The organism is Streptomyces sp. Tu 2975 (assembly GCF_009832925.1).
Taxonomy (GTDB): domain Bacteria; phylum Actinomycetota; class Actinomycetes; order Streptomycetales; family Streptomycetaceae; genus Streptomyces.
In genome coordinates, this window is record NZ_CP047140.1 from 6,825,157 (window position 1) to 6,843,819 (window position 18,663).

Sequence of the window (18,663 nt, forward strand, 5' to 3'; positions counted from 1 at the left end):
CAGTGCCCGTCGCCGCTCAGCGGCGGGCCGTCACCGTGCCCTCGACGGCGAAGAGCTGCTCCTCCACGTGGTCCAGCGCCAGCCGCAGCGCGCCGGTCGCCACCGCCGCCTCACCCAGCATGGACAGCGCCACCCGCGGCGGCCGGAGGCAGTACCGCGCCAGCTCGTCGCGCAGCGGAGGCAGCACCCCGTCCAGACCGGCGGCCCAGCCGCCGATCACGACCAGCTCCGGATCGAGGGCCAGTACCAGCGCCGCCACGTCGTGCACCAGGCGCTCGTTGAACCGCTCGACGGCCGCCAGCGCACCCTCGTCGCCGCTCTTGGCCAGGGCGAAGACGTCCGCCACCGCCTGCTCGTCCAGCGGGTGCAGCGGCTCCCCGGTCGTGGACAGCAGCTTCTCGGGCGTATCGTCGCGGCCCAGCAGGTGCAGCGCGCCGATCTCGCCCGCCGCCCCGCCGTAACCGCGGTGCAGACGCCCGCCGATGAGCGACCCCGCGCCGGGACTGAGACCGGCGAGCACGAACACGATGTCGTCGGAGTCCGTCGCCGCACCCTTCCAGTGCTCGGCCACCGCCGCCGCGTTGGCGTCGTTCTCCACCAGCACCGGGCACCGGAACGACCTGCGCAGCCGCTCGCCCAGCGGAAGGCCCGTCCAGCCGGGCAGCGCCGTGGAGAGCCGTACGGTGCCGTCCGCCTCCACGATCCCCGGGGAGCCGACGCCCACCGCACGCAGACCGCTCCGCGCCACACCGGTCCGCCGCAGCAGGTCGGCGACGACCGCCCGGACCCGCTCCAGCCTGTCGTCGGCGCCGGCCCGCTCGGAGACGTCGCGCGAACCGGCCCCGATGATGCGCCCGTCGAGCCCCGACAGCAGTGCGGCCACCCGGTGCGCCCCGATCTCGATGCCCAGCAGATGCCCGGCCTCCGCCCGGAACCTGAACCGCCGCGCGGGCCGCCCCTGCTTACGCGCCTCACCCTCCTCGGGGACGAACTCGACGACCAGCCCCGTCTCGATCAGCCCTTCCACCACACCCTCGACCGTCGGCCGCGACAGTCCGGTGATCCTGGTCAGGTCGGTGAGCGTGGGGGCGTCGGCGCCCCGCAGGGAATGAAGTACCACCGCGGAGTTGATGCGCCGCAGCAGCGACGGATCCCCGCCGGTCAGCCGCCCCACGTGTGTCCTCCCAGTTCGTGCCCCGTGTTGGCCGGATCGTACTCGCTGCGGGCGTGCCTCGCGCCATGGGACCCGGACGGGCCGCCGGAGAGCGGGTGACGGTGTGCCAACTGTCAGTGGCGGCAGGTTCAATGGGGGCATGACCACGGCACAGCACCTGGCTGCGATCGACCGGCTGCGCTGCCGGGAGTTCCCGGCACAGCGCGGCAGGTCGGAGTTCGGCGACAGCGGTCCCGGCTACCACCTGGCGGAGCTGCGCACGCCCGCGGACGGCCTGGAGGCGGTGGAGCGTGCGGACGGCAGGTCGCGCGAGCCGTACGAGGCGGAGTGCGAGGCGCTGGTGGTCGCGTTGAGCAGCCGCTGGGGGAGGGCCAGTGGTTCGCTCTGTGGTCGGTGTTCATTGGGACGATCTGCGGAGAGCCGATCCCTCAGCCGTGGGGCGAGCTGAGCCACCGAGTCGAGGACCTGCACCTCTGGCGGGTCGAGGGCCATTGGATAGCCGTGGGCGTCTCGCGCGCCGAAGGCGAGGACGAGCACCGCCTGGTAGCCGTCATCACGGACGTCGACCCGCCCTAGGTGACCGTGAAGAGCCACGCACGCCGCGCCCTGCTGCGCCTGCGTACGAGCGGTTCACTGCGTGGAGGCTCGGTCAGTCGGTGTCTCCGTGGACGTACGCGTTGAGCGCCTTGCCCGGCTGCAGTACCGGCGCGGAGCCGTCGACGTGGAAGTCGCCGAAGCCCAGCAGCGTGACCCGCTCCCCTCTCTTGAGGGCCTGGGCGATGGTTCCGGGCTGCTCGACCGTTCCGAACAGCGCATCGATGACCTGCTCGACGTCGTCCGGTGAGAGTTGGCCGCCGCCCTCGGCTGCCGTGCGTACGGTGGCCTCGACCAGCGCGTTCTTGTCCATGGCGCTTCCTTCTCCGCTCCGGGTGGGGATGCCACGGCGACAGGGGAGGCAGCCGCGGCACATGGCATGAGTGACCGCCCATCCCTTGATCGAAACACGACCCGGATGCGATCCAGGAGCCGTCCACGCGATCGCTGCCGCAAGCGGCACGACGGTCCCTCTGAAATACACGCCGTGCTCACCGGCGGAGACGGTTACGCGGCCGGCGCAACAGCGTGCGGATCGCCCTTCCCGTAGAGGCGTCGACTTCAGCGAACGGTTCGGCCGCAGGGCTTACGCGGCAAAGCGTCTCCGGAGCAGTCGATCACGCACGGTTATTCCCTGGCGGGATGTCAACCAACCCCGGCGACTTGCCCGCCGCCCTCGCGACCACAGCCCTGGCCTTGAGCACGGCCCTGCCCTTCGCCACACTCACCGACCCCGACACATACCGAACCGGTCCTCACGCCGCGGCCGGCGCGCGTGCTCTGGCCGGCATCCCCGACGGGGCGTCGGTCGAGGCCAACATCGTCCCCAGCGCCCACCTAGCGGGCCGCTGCCGCCTGTACTGGATCGGCAACACCCGCGGCATCACCCCGGACTACATCGCCTTCTACGACCCTGCCCGCGACAGGCAGGACATGCTCGCGTACGCCAAGATCAGAACCGCGCCACAGGATTGCTCGGCATCGCCCGGCTGCACAGCCTCGCCTTCACGGGACGACTCCCGCCCCATGCATATCAGTCGATACAGAACTCGTTGCCCTCGATGTCCAGCATCGGGATGCACGAATCATTGCCGTCATACAGCGTTTGCACGTGTATTGCGCCGAGCGGGACCAGTCGTGCGCATTCGGCTTCAAGTACGGCGAGGCGTCCTTCACCCACGAGTCCGGTGCCGACCCGCACATCAAGATGCACCCGGTTCTTGACGGTCTTCCCTTCGGGGACGCGCTGGAAGTACAGCCGCGGGCCCACGCCCGAGGGATCTGTGCAGGCGAACCATGAATCCCGCTGCTCAGGTAGCTGCGAACGCTTGAAATCATCCCAGGTTCGAACCCCTCGGGTGGCGGGGGTACGACGTACCCCAACACCTCGCACCAGAAGCGAGCGAGACGCTCAGGTTCTCCGCAGTCGAAGGTGACTTGGAGCCTCTTGATCGCTGGCATCGGTGCACCGTACCAAGGGGACTTGAGACGCTGCCGCTCACTTCCCCAGGGGGTCCACCCGCACCTTCGTCATGCCTGGGCCATCTTGGGCATCAAGTGATCGAACCGGACAGCCCATACCTGTCACGCCCGCAACGGAGCGGGACGAGGGTGACGGCGGCTCAGCGGCCGACGGCGCAGGCGTCCCCGTTGAGCGTGAACCGCGGTGGCGGCGACGCGTCACCGGTGTGGTCGGCCAGGTACCCCAGGGTGATGCTCGCGCCCGGAGCGATGTCGGCGTTGTGCGGGGCGTTGGCCGCCGCGATCGTGTTGCTTCCCTGGGTCAGGTCGGTGTTCCAGTCGGAGACGACCCTCTGCCCGAGGGCCAGCGGGAACGCGAGCGTCCAGCCGCTCACCGCCGTGCTGCCGGTGTTGGTGACGGTGAGGTCGACCGTCGTTCCGGTGCCCCAGGTCTGCACGGTGCGGTCCACACGGCAGGCGGGTTCCTCACGCTGGAACGACACGCGGTGCAGGCCGCCGGGCAGGTCGTTGACCACGTAGAACTCCCCGTCGACGGTCGTGCCGATCGACGTCACCTGGGTCGGCATCTCCCCGATCTCGGCCTGTTGGTAGCCGCCGCTGCCGTCGGGGCGCAGCGCCCAGACCGTGGACGAGCAGTAGTCGGTGGCGATGTAGGTGCCGCCGACCAGGTCGGCGTACTGCCGGCCCCGGTAGACGTGGCCGCCGATGACGGAGCAGCCGCCGGTGTAGGGGGAGTAGGTGAAGGCCGGTTCGGTGTATGTCTCGCCGGGCGCGCAGTGCCCTCCTTCGAACCTCTCCGGACCCTCGTAGCAGGACCAGCCGAGGTTCAGTCCTCCCTGCCCGGGCGGGAGGTGGTCGATCTCCTCCCATCGGCCCTGGCCGACGTCGCCGATCCACATCGAACCGTCGGCACCGTCGAAGGAGAACCGCCACGGGTTCCGCAGCCCGTACAGCCAGATCTCCTCGCGGGCGCCGGGGGTGCCGGAGAAGGGGTTGTCACCGGGGACGCAGTAAGGGAGCGGGCCGCAGCCGCGGCTCACGTCGATGCGCAGGATCTTGCCCAGCAGGGTGTCCAGCCGCTGCCCGGCGCTGAAGGGGTCGGCGGAGCCGCCGCCGTCGCCGATGCTCCAGTACAGGTTGCCGTCGGGGCCGAACGCCAGTTGTCCGCCGTTGTGGTTGCTGTACTCGGCGTGTTCCTGTGAGAGCAGGACCTCCAGGCGGGACTCGTCGAGCCGGTAGCGGGCGAGCGTGACCGCGCCGTCGGGCAGGGCGGTGTACGCCAGGTACAGGTCCTGGCTCTCGGCGAAGTCGGTCGGGAGGGCGATGCCGAGCAGGCCGCGCTCGTTGCCCGATCGGTCCACGGCCGACGTGATGTCGATGAGCGGTGTCCGGTCCAGGCCGGTGTCCGGGTGGTAGACGCGGACGGTTCCGGGCTTCTCGGTGATGAACAGCCGACCCGTGCCGTCGTCCGGTGCGGCGAGGGCGGTGGGCCGTCTCAGTCCGGATGCCACTTGGGTGGTGGTCGTGCTCAGTGACGGCAGGGGCACGGGCGCGGTGTCCGCCGCCGCTCCCGTCCGTGGCAGCGCGGTGGCCGATGTCGTGGACGGGGCCGCGGCGTACGGGGGAGTGGCGGCGGGCAGCAGGGTGAGGGCGGTCAGCAGGAGGGTGAGCAGAAGGGGCCCTGCCCAGCGGCGTCTTGGCATGTCGGCTCCAGTGACGAGGAAGCTTTTCCGGTCGGGTCGCCGCGCAGCGGCGGGCGGCCGTCCCCGGCTTCGGGGCCGCCGCGGCGGTACGTGCGGCACGGGCGGGTTCCGCCGGACGGCGCTCGCCGTCCGGCGGGACGGTTCCGTGACCGGTGATCAGCGGAAGTTCACGTCACTGCACAGGAAGTAGGTCTGGTCCATGTGCGAGGCCTGCCAGACCGTGTAGACGACATGGCGACCGCTGTAGCCGGACGTACTGACGGGGATCGAGTAGTTCTGGCTGGGTGCGTACCTGTCGGTGCGGGCGACCAGTTGGAGGTCGCTCCAGCGCAGCGGCTGGGTGGTGGGGTCGAAACCCTGCCGTGTGACGTAGACCAGGAAGTAGTCCGCACCATGGCTGGCCTGGTCGTACAGCTTCACGGTGAAGTTCGGGCCGACGTCCGTGGTCTTCCACGCGCCCACGGTGTCCAGCGAGTTGTAGCGACCGCTCTCGGTCCGGCCGCCGCTGCACAGCTGCCCGTCCGGGACGACCGCCTGGAAGTTGCCGCCGGAGCCGTTGCGGTAGAGGCCGTTCCAGTTCCACATCGCGTTCGGGTCGGCCTGCCAGGCCTGCCAGCACATGGGGTCCTCCTGTGCCATGGCCGGGTTCTGGAAGTCGCTGCCCCAGCGCAGCCAGCAGCCGTAGTTGCGCGATGCCGGGTCGACGACCGACCCGTGGGCCACCGCGGTGCCGCTCCAGGGGATCAGGCTGAGCAGCGCCGCGACGAGGGTCGTCAGGGCGAGAGTCAAACCGCGCCGTATGTAGTGGTCATGACAATCCATGATCGCCTTCTTTCCGTGGGGGAATGCCGGATTCTTGGGGTTCCGGCGATTGTGGGCGCTCCCGCGGCATCGTGGGAGCGCTCCCACAACTCCAGGCTGCGCCTCGGGAAACGGAGCGGCAACGTGTGATTGCGCCACTCTCGGGCGGCATGGCGTAAAAGTGGCGATCGCAGGGCGGTGCCGTGCCCCCGTGCCTATGGTCGCGGCGGGTGCGGACAGCGGTATCCGGGACCTGCCGTCCCGGTGACCGGCTGCGGCACCGGTCTGTGTCTCCCGGTGCGACGACGGCTCTCAGGGCCGGCCGGCGGCCTCCCGCAGCCGGGCGAACTCCTCGGCCATCGTCTGCGCCGTCCAATGGGCATTGAGCCCGCTGGGATTGGGCAGCACCCACACCTGCGCGCCGCCGATCGTCCGTTCCTGCGGCCCGATCCGGGCGGCCCGCTGTCCGAACGCCGTGCGGTACGCGGTCACGCCCACCACGGCCAGCCACCGCGGCTCCAGCCGCTCCACCTTCGCGGCCAGCAGCCGGCCGCCCTCGCGGAACTCCTCGTCGGACACCTCGTCGGCCCGTGCCGTCGTGCGTGCCACCACGTTGGTGATGCCCAGCCCGTACGTGAGGAGCTCACGCTGCTCCGACGGCAGCAGCCGGCGCGGGGTGAACCCCGACAGGTGCAGCACCGGCCAGAACCGGTTGCCGGGACGGGCGAAGTGGTGTCCGGTCGCACCGGACATCAGCCCCGGGTTGATGCCGCAGAACAGCACGGACAGGCCGTCCGCGACCACGTCCTCGACGACGCGGTCGCGGGCGGCCTCCAGCTCTGCCGGGGTGGGGCGGGTCAGAGGATCGCGCCCGGGGTGTAGGCGGCGGCCTCCGGGTGCTGCTTGGCGATCTCCTCGATCCTGGAGACCACGGCGGTCACCTGGTCGCCGGCGGCACCGGTGAACGACAGCTTGTCCGCCATCAGTTCGTCCAGCTGTGCACGGTCCAGCGGGATCCGCTCGTCGGCGGCGAGCTTGTCCAGCAGCTCGTTGCGCTCCGCACCCTGCTCCCGCATGGCGAGCGCGGACGCGACCGCGTTCTCCTTGATCGCCTCGTGCGCCACCTCGCGGCCGACACCGGCACGCACCGCACCCATGAGGACCTTCGTGGTGGCGAGGAACGGCAGGTAGCGGTCCAGCTCACGGGCGACGACCGCCGGGAACGCGCCGAACTCGTCGAGCACCGTCAGGAACGTCTCCAGCAGCCCGTCGAGCGCGAAGAACGCGTCGGGCAGCGCCACCCTGCGGACCACGGAGCAGGACACGTCGCCCTCGTTCCACTGGTCGCCGGCGAGCTCGCCGGTCATCGAGGCGTAGCCCCGCAGGATGACCATCAGGCCGTTGACGCGCTCGCACGAGCGGGTGTTCATCTTGTGCGGCATCGCGGACGAGCCGACCTGGCCCGGCTTGAAGCCCTCGGTGACCAGCTCGTGGCCGGCCATCAGGCGGATCGTCTTGGCCACCGACGAAGGCGCTGCCGCCAGCTGGACCAGGGCGGACACGACGTCGTAGTCCAGCGAACGGGGGTAGACCTGGCCCACCGAGGTGAAGGCGTGGCCGAAGCCCAGGTGGGCGGCGATGCGCTGCTCCAGCTCGGCCAGCTTCGCGGCGTCGCCGCCCAGCAGGTCGAGCATGTCCTGCGCGGTGCCGACGGGGCCCTTGATGCCGCGCAGCGGGTAGCGGCCCAGCAGGTCCTCGAGACGCCCGTAGGCGACGAGCAGTTCGTCGGCGGCCGTCGCGAACCGCTTGCCGAGCGTGGTGGCCTGGGCGGCGACATTGTGGGAGCGGCCGGCCATGACCAGCTCCGCGTACTCGCCGGACAGCTTGCCCAGCCGCGCGAGCACCGCGACCGTACGGTCACGCATCAGCTCCAGCGACAGCCGGACCTGCAGCTGCTCGACGTTCTCCGTGAGGTCGCGGGATGTCATGCCCTTGTGGACGTGCTCGTGGCCGGCGAGGGCGTTGAACTCCTCGATCCGGGCCTTCACGTCGTGGCGGGTCACCTTCTCGCGCTCGGCGATCGACGCCAGGTCGACCTGGTCGAGCACCCGCTCGTAGTCGGCCAGCGCGGCGTCCGGTACCTCGATCCCGAGGTCCTTCTGCGCGCGCAGCACGGCCAGCCAGAGCTGACGCTCCAGCTTCACCTTCTGCTCGGGGGACCAGAGCACGGCGAGCTGCGCGGAGGCGTAGCGGCCGGCAAGGACATTGGGGATGCGAGGCTTCGCAGACACAGCAGTCACGTGTGCAGATTCTACTGTGGGTTTGCGCAGCTCAGCGCCCCGCCCGTGGTTGTAGCTCGCTACGAGGGCGTCAGGCGCCGGCCGACGGCGGCCGGTAGGGCTCGTAAGGCAGCAGGTCGGGCCGCTTCGCGGGCCTGCCGTCGCCGGAGGACCGCCCGGTCAGCCGCCGTCCGATCCATGGCCCCAGGTGCCGGCGGGCGAACTGCGCGTCGGCGACCCGTCGCGTCGCCCAGCTCGACCTGAGCGCCGGCGGCAGCGGTGTCTGCCAGTCGTCCTCGGCCTCCAGGCCGAGCGTCTGCCAGACCGCCTCCGCGACCCGGCGGTGCCCCTCGGCCGTCAGGTGCAGCCGGTCCGCGTCCCACATCCGCTGATCGCCGAGAGCGGCGGAGCCGTAGAGATCGACAACGAGCGCGCCGTGCCGTGCGGCGAGCGAGTCGACATGGGCGAACAGCTCCTCCATCCGCGGACGGAACCGCTCCATCACCGGGCCCTGACGGCCGGGGCTGCGCATCAGCACCAGCTGCCTGCACGACGGCGCGAGCTTCTCGACCGCCTCCTCGAGGAGATCGCGCACCCGCACCATGTCGCACTTGGGCCGGAGGGTGTCGTTGAGCCCGCCGACGAGGGTGATCACATCGGCGTTCATCGAGGCGGCGACGTCGACCTGCTCGGCGACGATCTGTCCGATCAGCTTGCCGCGCACCGCGAGATTCGCGTAGCGGAAGCCGGGGGTGCGGGCGGCCAGCCGGCCCGCGAGGACGTCCGCCCAGCCGCGGTAGGAGCCGTCGGGGAGCACGTCCGACATGCCCTCCGTGAACGAGTCGCCGACCGCGACATAGCTGGTGTAGTTGGCACTGATCTCCATGGCGCAGCGATCCTACCGTGCGGTAGGGTCCGTCGGTTCCGTACCCGGAGGGGAGCTTTCGTGAGTGACGCGCTGCTCAACGCGCTGGCCGAAGCGCTGGCCGAAGTGGTGACCCTGATCGACACCTGCGACGACGACGTGCTCGACCCGGACACCGCGGTGAAGTGGCTCGAATCCACCGCGTTCCTGCTGGACAGGCTTCCTCCCGCGGACCGCCGAGAGCTCGCGGAACGCGTCCGCGCGGCGGCCGGACGCCACCCGGAAGGCGCCTGGCGCGACGGCCTGCTCCGGGTGCCGGACAGCTTCGGCCTCGACGACGACCAGCACGAGGGGTACTGCGAGTCCATCGCGCACGTCGTGGCCGAGTTCACCGCGGCGGTACGGGACGCCGACCTGGCGACACCCGTGCCCACCTGCCCCGGATGGACCTTGGCCGATCTGGTCGAGCACCACGGCACGACGCACCGCTGGGCGGAGCATGTCGTACGCACCCGGGCCACCGAGCGCGTCCGGGCGCGTGAAGTGCCCCTCGATCTGCCGGACGAGCCGTCGGCGTACCCGCAGTGGATGGCCCGCGGCGCCGAGTCCTCCCTGCGCACCCTGCGCACGGTGGACCCGGACCTGCCGATGTGGTCCTACGGCGTGGACCAGCGGGTCGCCTTCTATCCGCGGCGGCTTCTCTCCGAGGCGGTGATCCACTGTGCCGACGCGCAACTGGCCCTCGGGCAGGAACCCCGCGTCGAGCCGGGCACGGCGGCGGACGGCATCGCGGAGTTCCTCGAGAACCTACCCTGCTACACGTGGATGATCGAGCGGCTGGCGCCGTTGGCCGGCGGCTCGGTCCAGTTGTTCGCCCGGGACACCGGCGCGGCCTGGACGATCACCTTCGGCGCTGGGGGCTTCTCGTGGACCGCGACCGCGGAAGCGGCCGACGTCACGGTGACCGCAGACGTGGCCGACCTCCTGCTCCTCCTCTACGGCCGCCGCCGGCCGGACGAGGACCGGTTCACGGTCCGGGGTGGGCGCGCGGTGCTGGACGCGTGGCTGGGCTCCACGTCGATGTAGTCGCTGCGCGGGCTTGTCGCCTACCCGCCCCTTCCCGAAACCGGGGCAGGCCCCGGACCCCGTATCGCGCTTCGCGCGAGCGGTGGCCCCGAACGCCGGCCGGGCTGGAAATGCCGCTGCGCGGCAACCAGCCCGTGCCCTGGCGGCGGAGCTTTCGCTGCGCGAAATCAGCCTCGCCGACGGCTCCGGCGTCACCGGGCAACTCCGGCCCCGCCGGCGTTCGAGGTGCGGGGGTGCGGTGGGGGTGCCGCCCCCACGCCGCCGGGCCCTAGGAGGAGATGCCCCCGAAACACCGCGCGGAGCACGGTGAACGGGTCCGGGCGGAGCCCCCACGCGGCGGAGCCTCACATCGATACAGCGAAAGGGGCGGGGTGGGGAACGGCCGGCCGCAGGCGCGACCGCTCGGCGTGACCGCCCCGCCCGTCACCCCGGCCTGCCCACCAGCTCCCGCAGGATGTCCTCCATCGTGACCAGGCCCTCCGGCCGGCCGTCCTCGTCGAGGACGGCCGCCAGGTGCGTACGGCTCCGGCGCATCGCCGTGAGGACGTCGTCGAGCGGGGTCGTCGCCCGGACGCGGGCGATCGGCCGCATCGCCGACACGGGGAACGCCACGTTCCTGGGCGCCGCGTCCAGGGCGTCCTTCACATGGAGGTAGCCGAGGATGCGCCGTCCCGTGTCCACGACCGGGAAGCGGGAGAAGCCCGACTCCGCGGAGAGCCGCTCCAGCTGTTCGGGCGTCGTACCGGCCTGGGCGTACACCACGCGCTCGATCGGCATCACCACGTCGCGTACGGGCCGGCGGCCGAGTTCGAGCGCGTCCCGCAGTCGTTCCGCGGAACGGTCGTCGAGCAGGCCGGCCTCGCCGGCGTCCTGCACCAGGTTCGCCAGTTCGTCGTCGGAGAACGTGGCGGTGACCTCGTTCTTCGTCTCGACCCGCAACAGCTTCAGCAAGCCGTTGGCGAAGGCGTTGACCATGAAGATCACCGGCCGCAGGGCACGCGCGAACGTCACCAGCGGCGGGCCGAGCCACAGCGCGCTGCGCACCGGTTCCGCCAGGGCGATGTTCTTCGGCACCATCTCGCCGAGCAGCATGTGGAGGTACGTCGCGAGCGACAGGGCGATGACGAACGAGATCGGATGGACCGCACCGTGCGGCACGCCCACCGCGTCGAAGACCGGCTCCAGCAGGTGCGCGATGGCCGGCTCGGCGACGATGCCGAGGACCAGCGTGCACAGCGTGATGCCCAGTTGGGCGGCGGCCATGAGGTCCGAGACGTGCTGGAGACCCCACAGGACGCTGCGGGCCCGGCGGTTGCCCGCCTGTGCCTCCGGTTCGATCTGACTGCGGCGCACGGAGATCAGCGCGAACTCCGCGCCGACGAAGAAGGCGTTCACGACCAGGGTCAGGAAGCCGATGAAGAGCTGGATCGCGATCATCGTCCCGCCTCCTGGATCTCGTCGGCCGTTTCCGCGGCCGTCGGCGGCGCGTGCATCAGCACGCGCGCCGCCCGCCGTCCGGAGGCGTCGACGACGTCGAGCCGCCAACCGTCCATGTCGATGCGATCTCCTTCGGCCGGGATGCGTCCCAGCTCGGTGGCGACCACTCCGGCGAGCGTCTCGTACGGACCGTCGGGAACCCGGAGGCCGATGGCCGCCAGCTGGTCGGTGCGCGCGGCGCCGTCGGCGGACCACAGGAGCCGTCCGTCGGCGTCCTCGCCCGCAGGCGCCAGGTCGGGCGTCTCGTGCGGGTCGTGCTCGTCGCGGACCTCGCCGACGACCTCCTCCACGATGTCCTCCATCGTCACGACACCGGCCGTGCCGCCGTACTCGTCGATGACGACGGCCATGGTGGATCTGCCCTGGAGCCGGTCGAGCAGCCGGTCGACGGTCAGCGACTCGGGCACGAGGACCGGTTCCCGCAGCAGTTCGGAGACGCGCAGCCGGCGGCGGTGCTCCGCGGGCACGGCCAGGACGTCCTTGATGTGGGCGATGCCGACGACGGTGTCGAGGTTGCCCCGGTAGACGGGGAAGCGGGACAGACCGGTGGCCCGGGTCGCGTTGGCGACGTCCTCGGCCGTGGCCTGCACCTCGAGGGCCGTGACCTGGACCCGGGGGGTCATCACGTTCTCCGCGGTGAGTTCGCCGAGGCCGAGGGTGCGGACGAACAGCTCGGCGGTGTCCGCCTCGAGCGCGCCCTCCTTGGCCGAGTGGCGGGCCAGCGCGATGAGCTCCTTGGGGCTGCGGGCCGAGGCGAGCTCCTCCGTCGGCTCCATGCCCAGCCGCATCACCATGCGGTTGGCGGTGTTGTTGAGATGGGAGATCAGGGGCCGGAAGGCGGCGGTGAAGACCCGCTGCGGCGTGGCGACCACCTTGGCGACGGCGAGGGGGGAGGAGATGGCCCAGTTCTTCGGGACGAGCTCGCCGACGACCATCAGGACAACGGTCGACAGGGCCGTGCCGATGACCAGTGCGGCGGACGACGCCACGGAAGGGGAGAGGCCGAGGTCCTCGACCGGTCCGCGGATGAGCGCGGCGATCGACGGCTCGGCGAGCATGCCGACGACCAGGTTGGTGACGGTGATACCGAGCTGGGCGCCGGAGAGCTGGAACGTGAGGCTGCGCACGGCCTTGAGCGCGCCGGCCGCGCCTCGCTCACCGCGCTCCGCTGCTCGTTCGAGATCGCTGCGCTCGACCGTCGTGAGCGAGAACTCGGCCGCGACGAAGGCTCCGCACGCGACGGAGAGCAGTACCGCCACGGCGAGCAGAAGCACCTCGGTCATCGGTTCACCTCCATCCCATGATCCGGCAGGGGGAGAAGGTTTGCGCGATGTCGGCTACTAGGAGGCTCGCCCATGGGCGGACGCTCACACCTTTCGTACGGGAAGTGGACAGTGCACCCATGGTAAAGGAGGGGCAAAGGGGCCGGGGCGGGCGGTGGAGGTCAGGCGAACGGTTTGACCCAGCGGCGCCAGTGGTCCTCGCGTACGTACCCGGCGGACGTCCACGCCCGGTGCGCCTGTTCGTTGGCCTCGAGGACCATCGCGTCCCCGCGGCGGCCGCCCACCGCGGCGAACCGCTTCTCCGCCGCGTCGAGCAGGGCCGTCGAGATACCGCGCCGGCGGTGGGAGGGCAGCACGGCCAGCCGGTACAGGGAGCAGCGCCAGCCGTCGTAGCCGGCGATCACGGAGCCCACGAGGACGCCGTCCGACTCGGCGAGGATGAGGGCCTCGGGATCCCTGTCGATGAGCCGCGTGACGCCGTCCACGTCGTCCGTGATGCTGGTGCCCTCCGCGGCCTCTTTCCAGAAGGCCAGAACGGCCTCGGCCTCGTCGGGAGCGGCGTTACGTATGCGCAGGTCCGTCATGGCCGCGAGCCAAGCACGCCCACGACCGGCCCCGCCACCCTCTTTCCGCGCTGTGAGACGGCGAGGGGTGCCCGCCGTCCGTTCGCGGCGCCGGCCTGTCCACGACGGTCCGGTGGCTTCTGGTCCTGACGGGGCCGGTGGTTCTCCGCGGCGCGGCGCTTCCACCGACGCGGCCGGGCCGCCCTTGCCACTGCTAGCGACTTCGCGCTAGCTTCAAGGTGTGGCGAAGACACAGTTGAACGTACGCGTGGACGAGTCCACCGCGGAGACCGCCCGGCAGCGGGCGATGCAACGCGGCGTGAGCGTGAACCGCTACATCGAGGAGCTCGTCAAACAGGACGCCGGCGAAGCGGGACGCACCTTCGTCGACGCGGCGGCCGACTTCATGAAGCAGTACGAATCGGTCTTCGCCGAGGAGTTCGGCGACAAGCGTTGAGCCTGCGGATCGACCTCGCCTGGCTGCTCATGGTCGCCGAGCACAAGATGCCCGGCGACCCGCAGGTCACCGACTGGGGCGCGCTCGTCGCCGCCGTCAGCCGTCATGAGGCGGAGATATTCGGCGTCCCCGTCTACAGCGACCCGGCCTCCCGTGCCGCCGCGTTGCTGCAACTGCTGCTGCACGTTCCGGCGCTGGAGCGTTCCAACGCCATGTTCGCCTCGGCCGTCGCCTACGGCTATCTCGTCGCCTGCGGGCTGAAGGTCGTCACCTCGCCCGAGCAGGTACGCGACCTTGCCCGCCTGGTGAAGGACGGCAGCGCGGACATCGGGCGCATCGCGGAGGAACTGCGGAGCTGGAGCGAGTGAGCGGTGCCGCTCCCTGACTCCCGGACCCGGGGCGGGCCCCCGGCCCTGACCGGGCGGCGTGACCGGGTGAGCCCGGCGCGAGCCCGAGGCGCCGTTCCGGTGGCGGCTACCCGTCCGTGACCGGGCGGCGGGCGACACCCAGCACGCACGGCGACGTCGGCAGCTGCGGTCCGTGGTCCGGCACCCGGAACCGCCGGTAGGGCCCCAGCTCGAAGCCCGCCTCCTCGATCGCGGCGATCGTGTCCCGCGCCGTGTGGCACCCGCCGAACAACAGCGGCCACACCGTGCGGTCCAGTACCCGCTGGGTGGTCGCCAGACCGCGGCCCTCCGCCCGCCCGTGCTCGAAGAACCGCAGCTCGCCGCCGGGCCGCAGGACCCGCCTGATCTCCGCCAGCGCCCTCGGCAGGTCCCGTACGGTGCACAGCACCAGCGACGCGACCGCCGCGTCGAAACCCTCGCTCTTGACCGGCAGGGCCTCGGCCGCGCCGGGCGCCACGTCCACCGGGACCTCGGCGCGCAGGGCGGCCTCGGTGGCCAGTTTCCGCAGCGAGCGCTCCGGTTCGATGGCCACCACTTCGGAGACGGTGGCCGGATAGTGCGAGAAGTTCAGACCGTTGCCCGCGCCGATCTCGATCACCCTGCCGGACAGCCCTCGCAGCAGCTCCGCCCGGTGGGCGGCGATGCCGGCCTTCAGGTCGGCCGTCACGCTCATCTTCGCGTAGAAGCGGGCGAAGAGAGGGTGGTGGACGGCGTCCCGCGGGACGTTCGTACCGCGCTGAAGCGGGACCATAGGGGCCTCCTTCGGAGACGGGCCGGTCTTCTTCATTCTCCCCCGCTGTCCGTTGCTCAGCCGTCCGTGCCCGCCACGAAGCAGAATTCGTTGCCCTCCGGGTCACGCATGACGAGGAAGCGGCCGTGGTCGTCGGTCACGATCGCCCCGACCCGCTCCGCCCCCAGCCGGACCGCCTCGTCCCCGGCTGCGTCGATGTCACCGGCGTCCAGGTCCAGGTGAAGGCGGTTCTTGACCGCCTTTCCCTCCGGCACCCGCTGGAAGGCGACGCGCACGAACTCCGGCGGATCGATGTACGACCAGTCGGCGGAGCGGTCCACCGGATCGCCGCCGAGGAGCGCGGCCCAGAAGCGCACCAGCCGGGCGGGGTCGTGGCAGTCGAGGACGAGCTCATCGATCTTCGCGCGCATGCGCGTCAGCCTACGGCGGCGGTGAACGCCCCCGCATCCCACCGGCCGCCGAGGCGCGGCGTCAGCCAGGTCGCCGCCCGCGCCCGGAAGTCGGCGGGAGCGAGCGCGCCGGCGCCCTCCGGTACGGCCCCGAGAAGCGGTGCGCCCGCGGCCTCCGGAAGGTCAGCCAGATTGCAGCGCGCCGCCAGGTCGGGCACCTTCGGCCAGCTCCCGACCACCACGCCCAACTGCTCCAGGCAGCGTGCGCGCAGAGCCTCCGCCGTGAGCGCCGTCATGTTCAGCGTGCCCAGGCCGGCCGGGGTGACCACGAGCACGGGCGCGCCCAGCTCGGCGGCCGCGTCCGCCAGCGTGGCCCCGTCGTCGTCGAGGCGTACGAGCAGGCCGCCCGCGCCCTCCACCAGCACCAGGTCGTGCTCCGCCGCCAGCTTCTCGGCGGCCTCCGCCACGTCCTTGGGCCGCACGGGTGCCAGCCCCGCCCGCCGGGCGGCGGTGGCCGGCGCCAACGGCTCGGGGAAGCGGGCGAGTTCGGCGCAGGTCACGTCGCCCGCGAGTCGCCGCACGACCTCGACGTCGCCGTCCTCGCCCGCCGCCAGCCCCGTCTGCGCGGGTTTGAGGACGGCCACGGACAGCCCCCGGGCCAGAGCCGCCGCGGCGACCGCCGCCGTGACGACGGTCTTGCCGATCTCGGTGCCGGTGCCGGTCACCACGATCACTGCCATGTGCTTGTGTGTCCTTCGTTCGTTCCGATGTCCGCTGCGACCCTGCCGGGCCGGGGCGGCCTCAGCCCGCCGCTGCCGCCGCGCGCACCGCGCGGCACACGCCGGCGAGGTCCTCGTCGTCCGTCACGTACGGCGGCATCGTGTAGACGAGGTCGCGGAAGGGCCGCAGCCAGACCCCTTCCCGGACGGCCGCCGCCGTGGCGGCGGCCATGTCGACGTCGTGGTCCAGCTGTACGACGCCGATGCCGCCGAGCACCCGGACGTCCTTCACCCCGGGCAGGTCCGCGGCCTCCGCGAGACCGTCGCGCAGACCCGTCTCCAGGCGTCGGACCTCCCGCTGCCAGTCCTGCCCGAGCAGCAGGTCGATCGAGGCGCAGGCGACGGCGGAGGCCAGCGGGTTGCCCATGAACGTGGGGCCGTGGGCGAGCACCGGGACCTCGCCCCGCGAGATGCCCTCGGCCACCTTCGAGGTGCACAGCGTGGCGGCCATCGTCAGATAGCCGCCGGTCAGCGCCTTGCCCAGACACATCACGTCCGGGGCGACGTCCGCGTGCCCGGCCGCGAACAGCGTGCCCGTACGCCCGAACCCGGTCGCGATCTCGTCGAACACCAGCAGCACGCCGTACTCGTCGCAGGCCTGTCGCAGCACCCGCAGATACTCGGGGGAGTGGAAGCGCATGCCGCCCGCGCCCTGCACGACCGGCTCGACGATCACCGCCGCCAACTCGTCCGCGTGCCGGGCGATCAGCTCCCGCAGGCCCTGCGCGTACGACTCCTCGTAGTCGGCGGGAGGCGCCTCGGCGAAGAGCTGACGGGGCAGCACTCCCTGCCACAGCTCGTGCATCCCGCCCTCGGGGTCGCACACCGACATCGGCTGCCAGGTGTCACCGTGGTAGCCGCCGCGCCAGGTCAGCAGCCGCTGCTTGGCGGGCCGGCCCAGCGAACGCCAGTGCTGGAGGCACATCTTCACCGCGACCTCCACGGACACGGAGCCCGAGTCGCAGAGGAAGACGTGCCGCAGCGGCTCCGGGGTGATCTCCACCAGCCGGGCCGCGAGCCGCACGGCGGGCTCATGGGTGAGCCCGCCGAACATCACATGGCTCATCCGGCCCAGTTGCGCGGTCGCCGCCTCGTTCAGCACCGGGTGGTTGTACCCGTGGACGGCGGACCACCACGAGGACATGCCGTCGACCAACTCACGCCGCCCGTGCACCTCTTCGGCGAGCCGCAGCCGTACGCCCGAGGCGGATTCGACGACGAGCGGGTCGCTGCGGCCCGGCATCGGGCCGTACGGGTGCCAGACGTGCGCCCGGTCCAGCGCGCGGAGCTCCTCGGGGCCGAACTCAGGCATTGGGCGCGAGGTCCGTCCCGGCTCCCCGGCGGCGCACCGCCACCAGATCCGTACGCGCCGCGGACGCCTCACCCGACGGGGCCGCGGTCGTCTCCGCCGCTGCCGCCTCCGAGGCGCACCCTCCCGAGTCGCCGTCGCCGCACACGGAGCCGCAGCCGCCGCCGGCCGCACGGTGCTCGGGCAGCGTCGTGGTGTCCGAGCCCTCCACCTCGAAACCGGCGTCCGCGATCATCTCGAGGTCGGTCTTGCCCGCCTGACCCTCACTGGTGAGGTAGTCGCCGAGGAAGATCGAGTTGACCAGGTGCAGGGCGAGCGGCTGCATCGAACGAAGATGCACCTCGCGCCCGCCGGCCAGTCGCACCTCGACGTCCGGGCATACGAATCGGGTCATCGCGAGGATGCGCAGACACCGCTGCGGGGTGAGGTGCCACTCCTTGGCGAGCGGCGTCCCCTCGAAGGGGATCAGAAAGTTCACCGGTACCGAGTCGGGGTCGAGTTCCCGCAGCGCGAAGACGACGTCCACCAGGTCCTCGTCGCTCTCACCCATGCCGGCGATCAGGCCGGAGCAGGCCGACAGTCCGGCGGCGTGCGCCTTGTTGACCGTGTCGACGCGGTCCGCGTAGGTGTGCGTCGTGGTGATGTCCCCGTACGTCCCCTCGGACGTGTTCAGGTTGTGGTTGTACGCGTCGGCGCCCGCGTCGCGCAGCCGCTCGGCCTGGCCGTCGGAGAGCAGCCCGAGGCACGCGCACACCTCGACGCCCTCGTTCTGCTCCTTGATCGCCTCGATGGTCTTCGAGACCCGGTCGACGTCGCGGTCCGTCGGTCCTCGCCCGCTCGCGACCAGGCAGACGCGCTTGGCGCCGCCGGCCACACCGGCCGCCGCGGCCTCCGAGGCCTCCTCGGGCTTCAGCCACGTGTACTTGAGGATCTCCGCCTTCGACCCGAGCCGCTGGGAGCAGTACGAGCAGTCCTCCGGGCACAGGCCGGACTTCAGATTGACCAGATAGTTGAGCTTCACCCGCCGCCCGAACCACTGACGGCGCACCTTGCCGGCAGCGGCCACCACATCGAGCACATCGTCGTCGGAGGTCGCCAGTACGGCGAGCGCTTCTTCGCGGGTCGGCAGCTCGCGCCGCAGCCCCTTCTCCACCAGTGTGTTCAGCAGGTCCATGGCGCCGATCCTGGCCTACCGCACACGTCCCGGCCAAGGAGGAAGCCCACAACACCCGCGTTTCGAGGTG

19 protein-coding genes and 1 pseudogene are annotated in these 18,663 nt (G+C 71.5%); 4 read left to right on the forward strand and 16 right to left on the reverse strand.

The features are described from left to right. Nucleotides 1-16 precede the first annotated feature (16 nt). A complete protein-coding gene (locus tag GLX30_RS30590) occupies nt 17-1,174 on the reverse strand; it encodes an ROK family transcriptional regulator (protein WP_159694195.1) in 1,158 nt (385 codons plus the stop codon). A gap of 139 nt (nt 1,175-1,313) precedes the next feature. Between GLX30_RS30590 and GLX30_RS30595 the strand changes: the two genes are divergently transcribed. Further along, nucleotides 1,314-1,622, forward strand: a complete 309-nt coding sequence (locus GLX30_RS30595; RefSeq protein WP_347879791.1) for a hypothetical protein — start codon at nt 1,314-1,316, stop codon at nt 1,620-1,622. 201 nt (nt 1,623-1,823) lie between these two features. On the opposite strand, the gene GLX30_RS30600 is transcribed toward GLX30_RS30595, so the two are convergent. The 7 genes and pseudogenes from GLX30_RS30600 to GLX30_RS30630 form a co-directional block, all read right to left on the reverse strand. After that, nucleotides 1,824-2,081, reverse strand: coding sequence for an HU family DNA-binding protein (locus GLX30_RS30600; RefSeq protein ID WP_159694196.1), 258 nt, complete (start codon nt 2,079-2,081; stop codon nt 1,824-1,826). A 720-nt stretch (nt 2,082-2,801) separates the two neighbouring features. Then, nucleotides 2,802-3,229: pseudogene (locus GLX30_RS30605) on the reverse strand (VOC family protein). A 161-nt stretch (nt 3,230-3,390) separates the two neighbouring features. Next, on the reverse strand, nt 3,391-4,953 hold the full coding sequence (locus GLX30_RS30610; protein ID WP_159694197.1) for a PQQ-dependent sugar dehydrogenase: 1,563 nt from the start codon (nt 4,951-4,953) through the stop codon (nt 3,391-3,393). Nucleotides 4,954-5,109: 156 nt separating this feature from the next. After that, complete coding sequence (locus tag GLX30_RS30615) at nt 5,110-5,775, reverse strand: lytic polysaccharide monooxygenase auxiliary activity family 9 protein (protein ID WP_159694198.1); 666 nt, start codon at nt 5,773-5,775, stop codon at nt 5,110-5,112. Nucleotides 5,776-6,066: 291 nt separating this feature from the next. Next, nucleotides 6,067-6,615 (reverse strand): G/U mismatch-specific DNA glycosylase, encoded by a 549-nt coding sequence (mug, locus tag GLX30_RS30620; protein ID WP_159695333.1) that lies wholly within the window; start codon nt 6,613-6,615, stop codon nt 6,067-6,069. Beyond that, on the reverse strand, nt 6,612-8,054 hold the full coding sequence (purB, locus tag GLX30_RS30625; protein ID WP_189470013.1) for an adenylosuccinate lyase: 1,443 nt from the start codon (nt 8,052-8,054) through the stop codon (nt 6,612-6,614). The genes mug and purB overlap by 4 nt, the downstream gene beginning before the upstream one ends. A gap of 70 nt (nt 8,055-8,124) precedes the next feature. Next, nucleotides 8,125-8,919 (reverse strand): SGNH/GDSL hydrolase family protein, encoded by a 795-nt coding sequence (locus GLX30_RS30630; protein WP_159694199.1) that lies wholly within the window; start codon nt 8,917-8,919, stop codon nt 8,125-8,127. 60 nt (nt 8,920-8,979) lie between these two features. Here GLX30_RS30630 and GLX30_RS30635 point away from each other — a divergent pair, with 60 nt between their 5' ends. Continuing rightward, nucleotides 8,980-9,984: a maleylpyruvate isomerase family mycothiol-dependent enzyme gene (locus tag GLX30_RS30635; RefSeq protein ID WP_244258326.1), complete on the forward strand. Its 1,005-nt coding sequence runs from the start codon at nt 8,980-8,982 to the stop codon at nt 9,982-9,984. A 423-nt stretch (nt 9,985-10,407) separates the two neighbouring features. Here GLX30_RS30635 and GLX30_RS30640 read toward each other — a convergent pair whose 3' ends face one another. The 3 genes from GLX30_RS30640 to GLX30_RS30650 form a co-directional block, all read right to left on the reverse strand. Then, nucleotides 10,408-11,421 (reverse strand): hemolysin family protein, encoded by a 1,014-nt coding sequence (locus GLX30_RS30640; RefSeq protein WP_159694200.1) that lies wholly within the window; start codon nt 11,419-11,421, stop codon nt 10,408-10,410. Then, nucleotides 11,418-12,764 carry a hemolysin family protein gene (locus GLX30_RS30645; protein WP_159694201.1) on the reverse strand — a complete coding sequence of 449 codons (1,347 nt, stop codon included), beginning with the start codon at nt 12,762-12,764 and terminating at the stop codon, nt 11,418-11,420. Before GLX30_RS30645 ends, GLX30_RS30640 begins: the two co-directional genes overlap by 4 nt. Before the next feature lie 161 nt (nt 12,765-12,925). Further along, complete coding sequence (locus tag GLX30_RS30650; RefSeq protein WP_159694202.1) at nt 12,926-13,348, reverse strand: GNAT family N-acetyltransferase; 423 nt, start codon at nt 13,346-13,348, stop codon at nt 12,926-12,928. Between the two features lie 220 nt (nt 13,349-13,568). Here GLX30_RS30650 and GLX30_RS30655 point away from each other — a divergent pair, with 220 nt between their 5' ends. Both GLX30_RS30655 and GLX30_RS30660 read left to right on the forward strand, forming a co-directional pair. Next, a complete protein-coding gene (locus tag GLX30_RS30655) occupies nt 13,569-13,784 on the forward strand; it encodes a hypothetical protein (RefSeq protein ID WP_005320324.1) in 216 nt (71 codons plus the stop codon). Then, nucleotides 13,781-14,152, forward strand: coding sequence for a fic family toxin-antitoxin system, toxin component (locus GLX30_RS30660; protein ID WP_159694203.1), 372 nt, complete (start codon nt 13,781-13,783; stop codon nt 14,150-14,152). The genes GLX30_RS30655 and GLX30_RS30660 overlap by 4 nt, the downstream gene beginning before the upstream one ends. Nucleotides 14,153-14,258: 106 nt before the next feature. Here GLX30_RS30660 and GLX30_RS30665 read toward each other — a convergent pair whose 3' ends face one another. From GLX30_RS30665 to bioB, 5 genes are all read right to left on the reverse strand, one after another. After that, nucleotides 14,259-14,942: a class I SAM-dependent methyltransferase gene (locus tag GLX30_RS30665; protein ID WP_159694204.1), complete on the reverse strand. Its 684-nt coding sequence runs from the start codon at nt 14,940-14,942 to the stop codon at nt 14,259-14,261. A gap of 56 nt (nt 14,943-14,998) precedes the next feature. Beyond that, nucleotides 14,999-15,352: a VOC family protein gene (locus GLX30_RS30670; protein WP_159694205.1), complete on the reverse strand. Its 354-nt coding sequence runs from the start codon at nt 15,350-15,352 to the stop codon at nt 14,999-15,001. Between the two features lie 5 nt (nt 15,353-15,357). After that, nucleotides 15,358-16,071 (reverse strand): dethiobiotin synthase, encoded by a 714-nt coding sequence (gene bioD / locus GLX30_RS30675; protein WP_159694206.1) that lies wholly within the window; start codon nt 16,069-16,071, stop codon nt 15,358-15,360. A gap of 61 nt (nt 16,072-16,132) precedes the next feature. Further along, nucleotides 16,133-17,422, reverse strand: coding sequence for an adenosylmethionine--8-amino-7-oxononanoate transaminase (locus tag GLX30_RS30680; RefSeq protein ID WP_159694207.1), 1,290 nt, complete (start codon nt 17,420-17,422; stop codon nt 16,133-16,135). Next, nucleotides 17,415-18,593: a biotin synthase BioB gene (gene bioB, locus GLX30_RS30685; RefSeq protein WP_159694208.1), complete on the reverse strand. Its 1,179-nt coding sequence runs from the start codon at nt 18,591-18,593 to the stop codon at nt 17,415-17,417. Before bioB ends, GLX30_RS30680 begins: the two co-directional genes overlap by 8 nt. Nucleotides 18,594-18,663 lie beyond the last annotated feature (70 nt).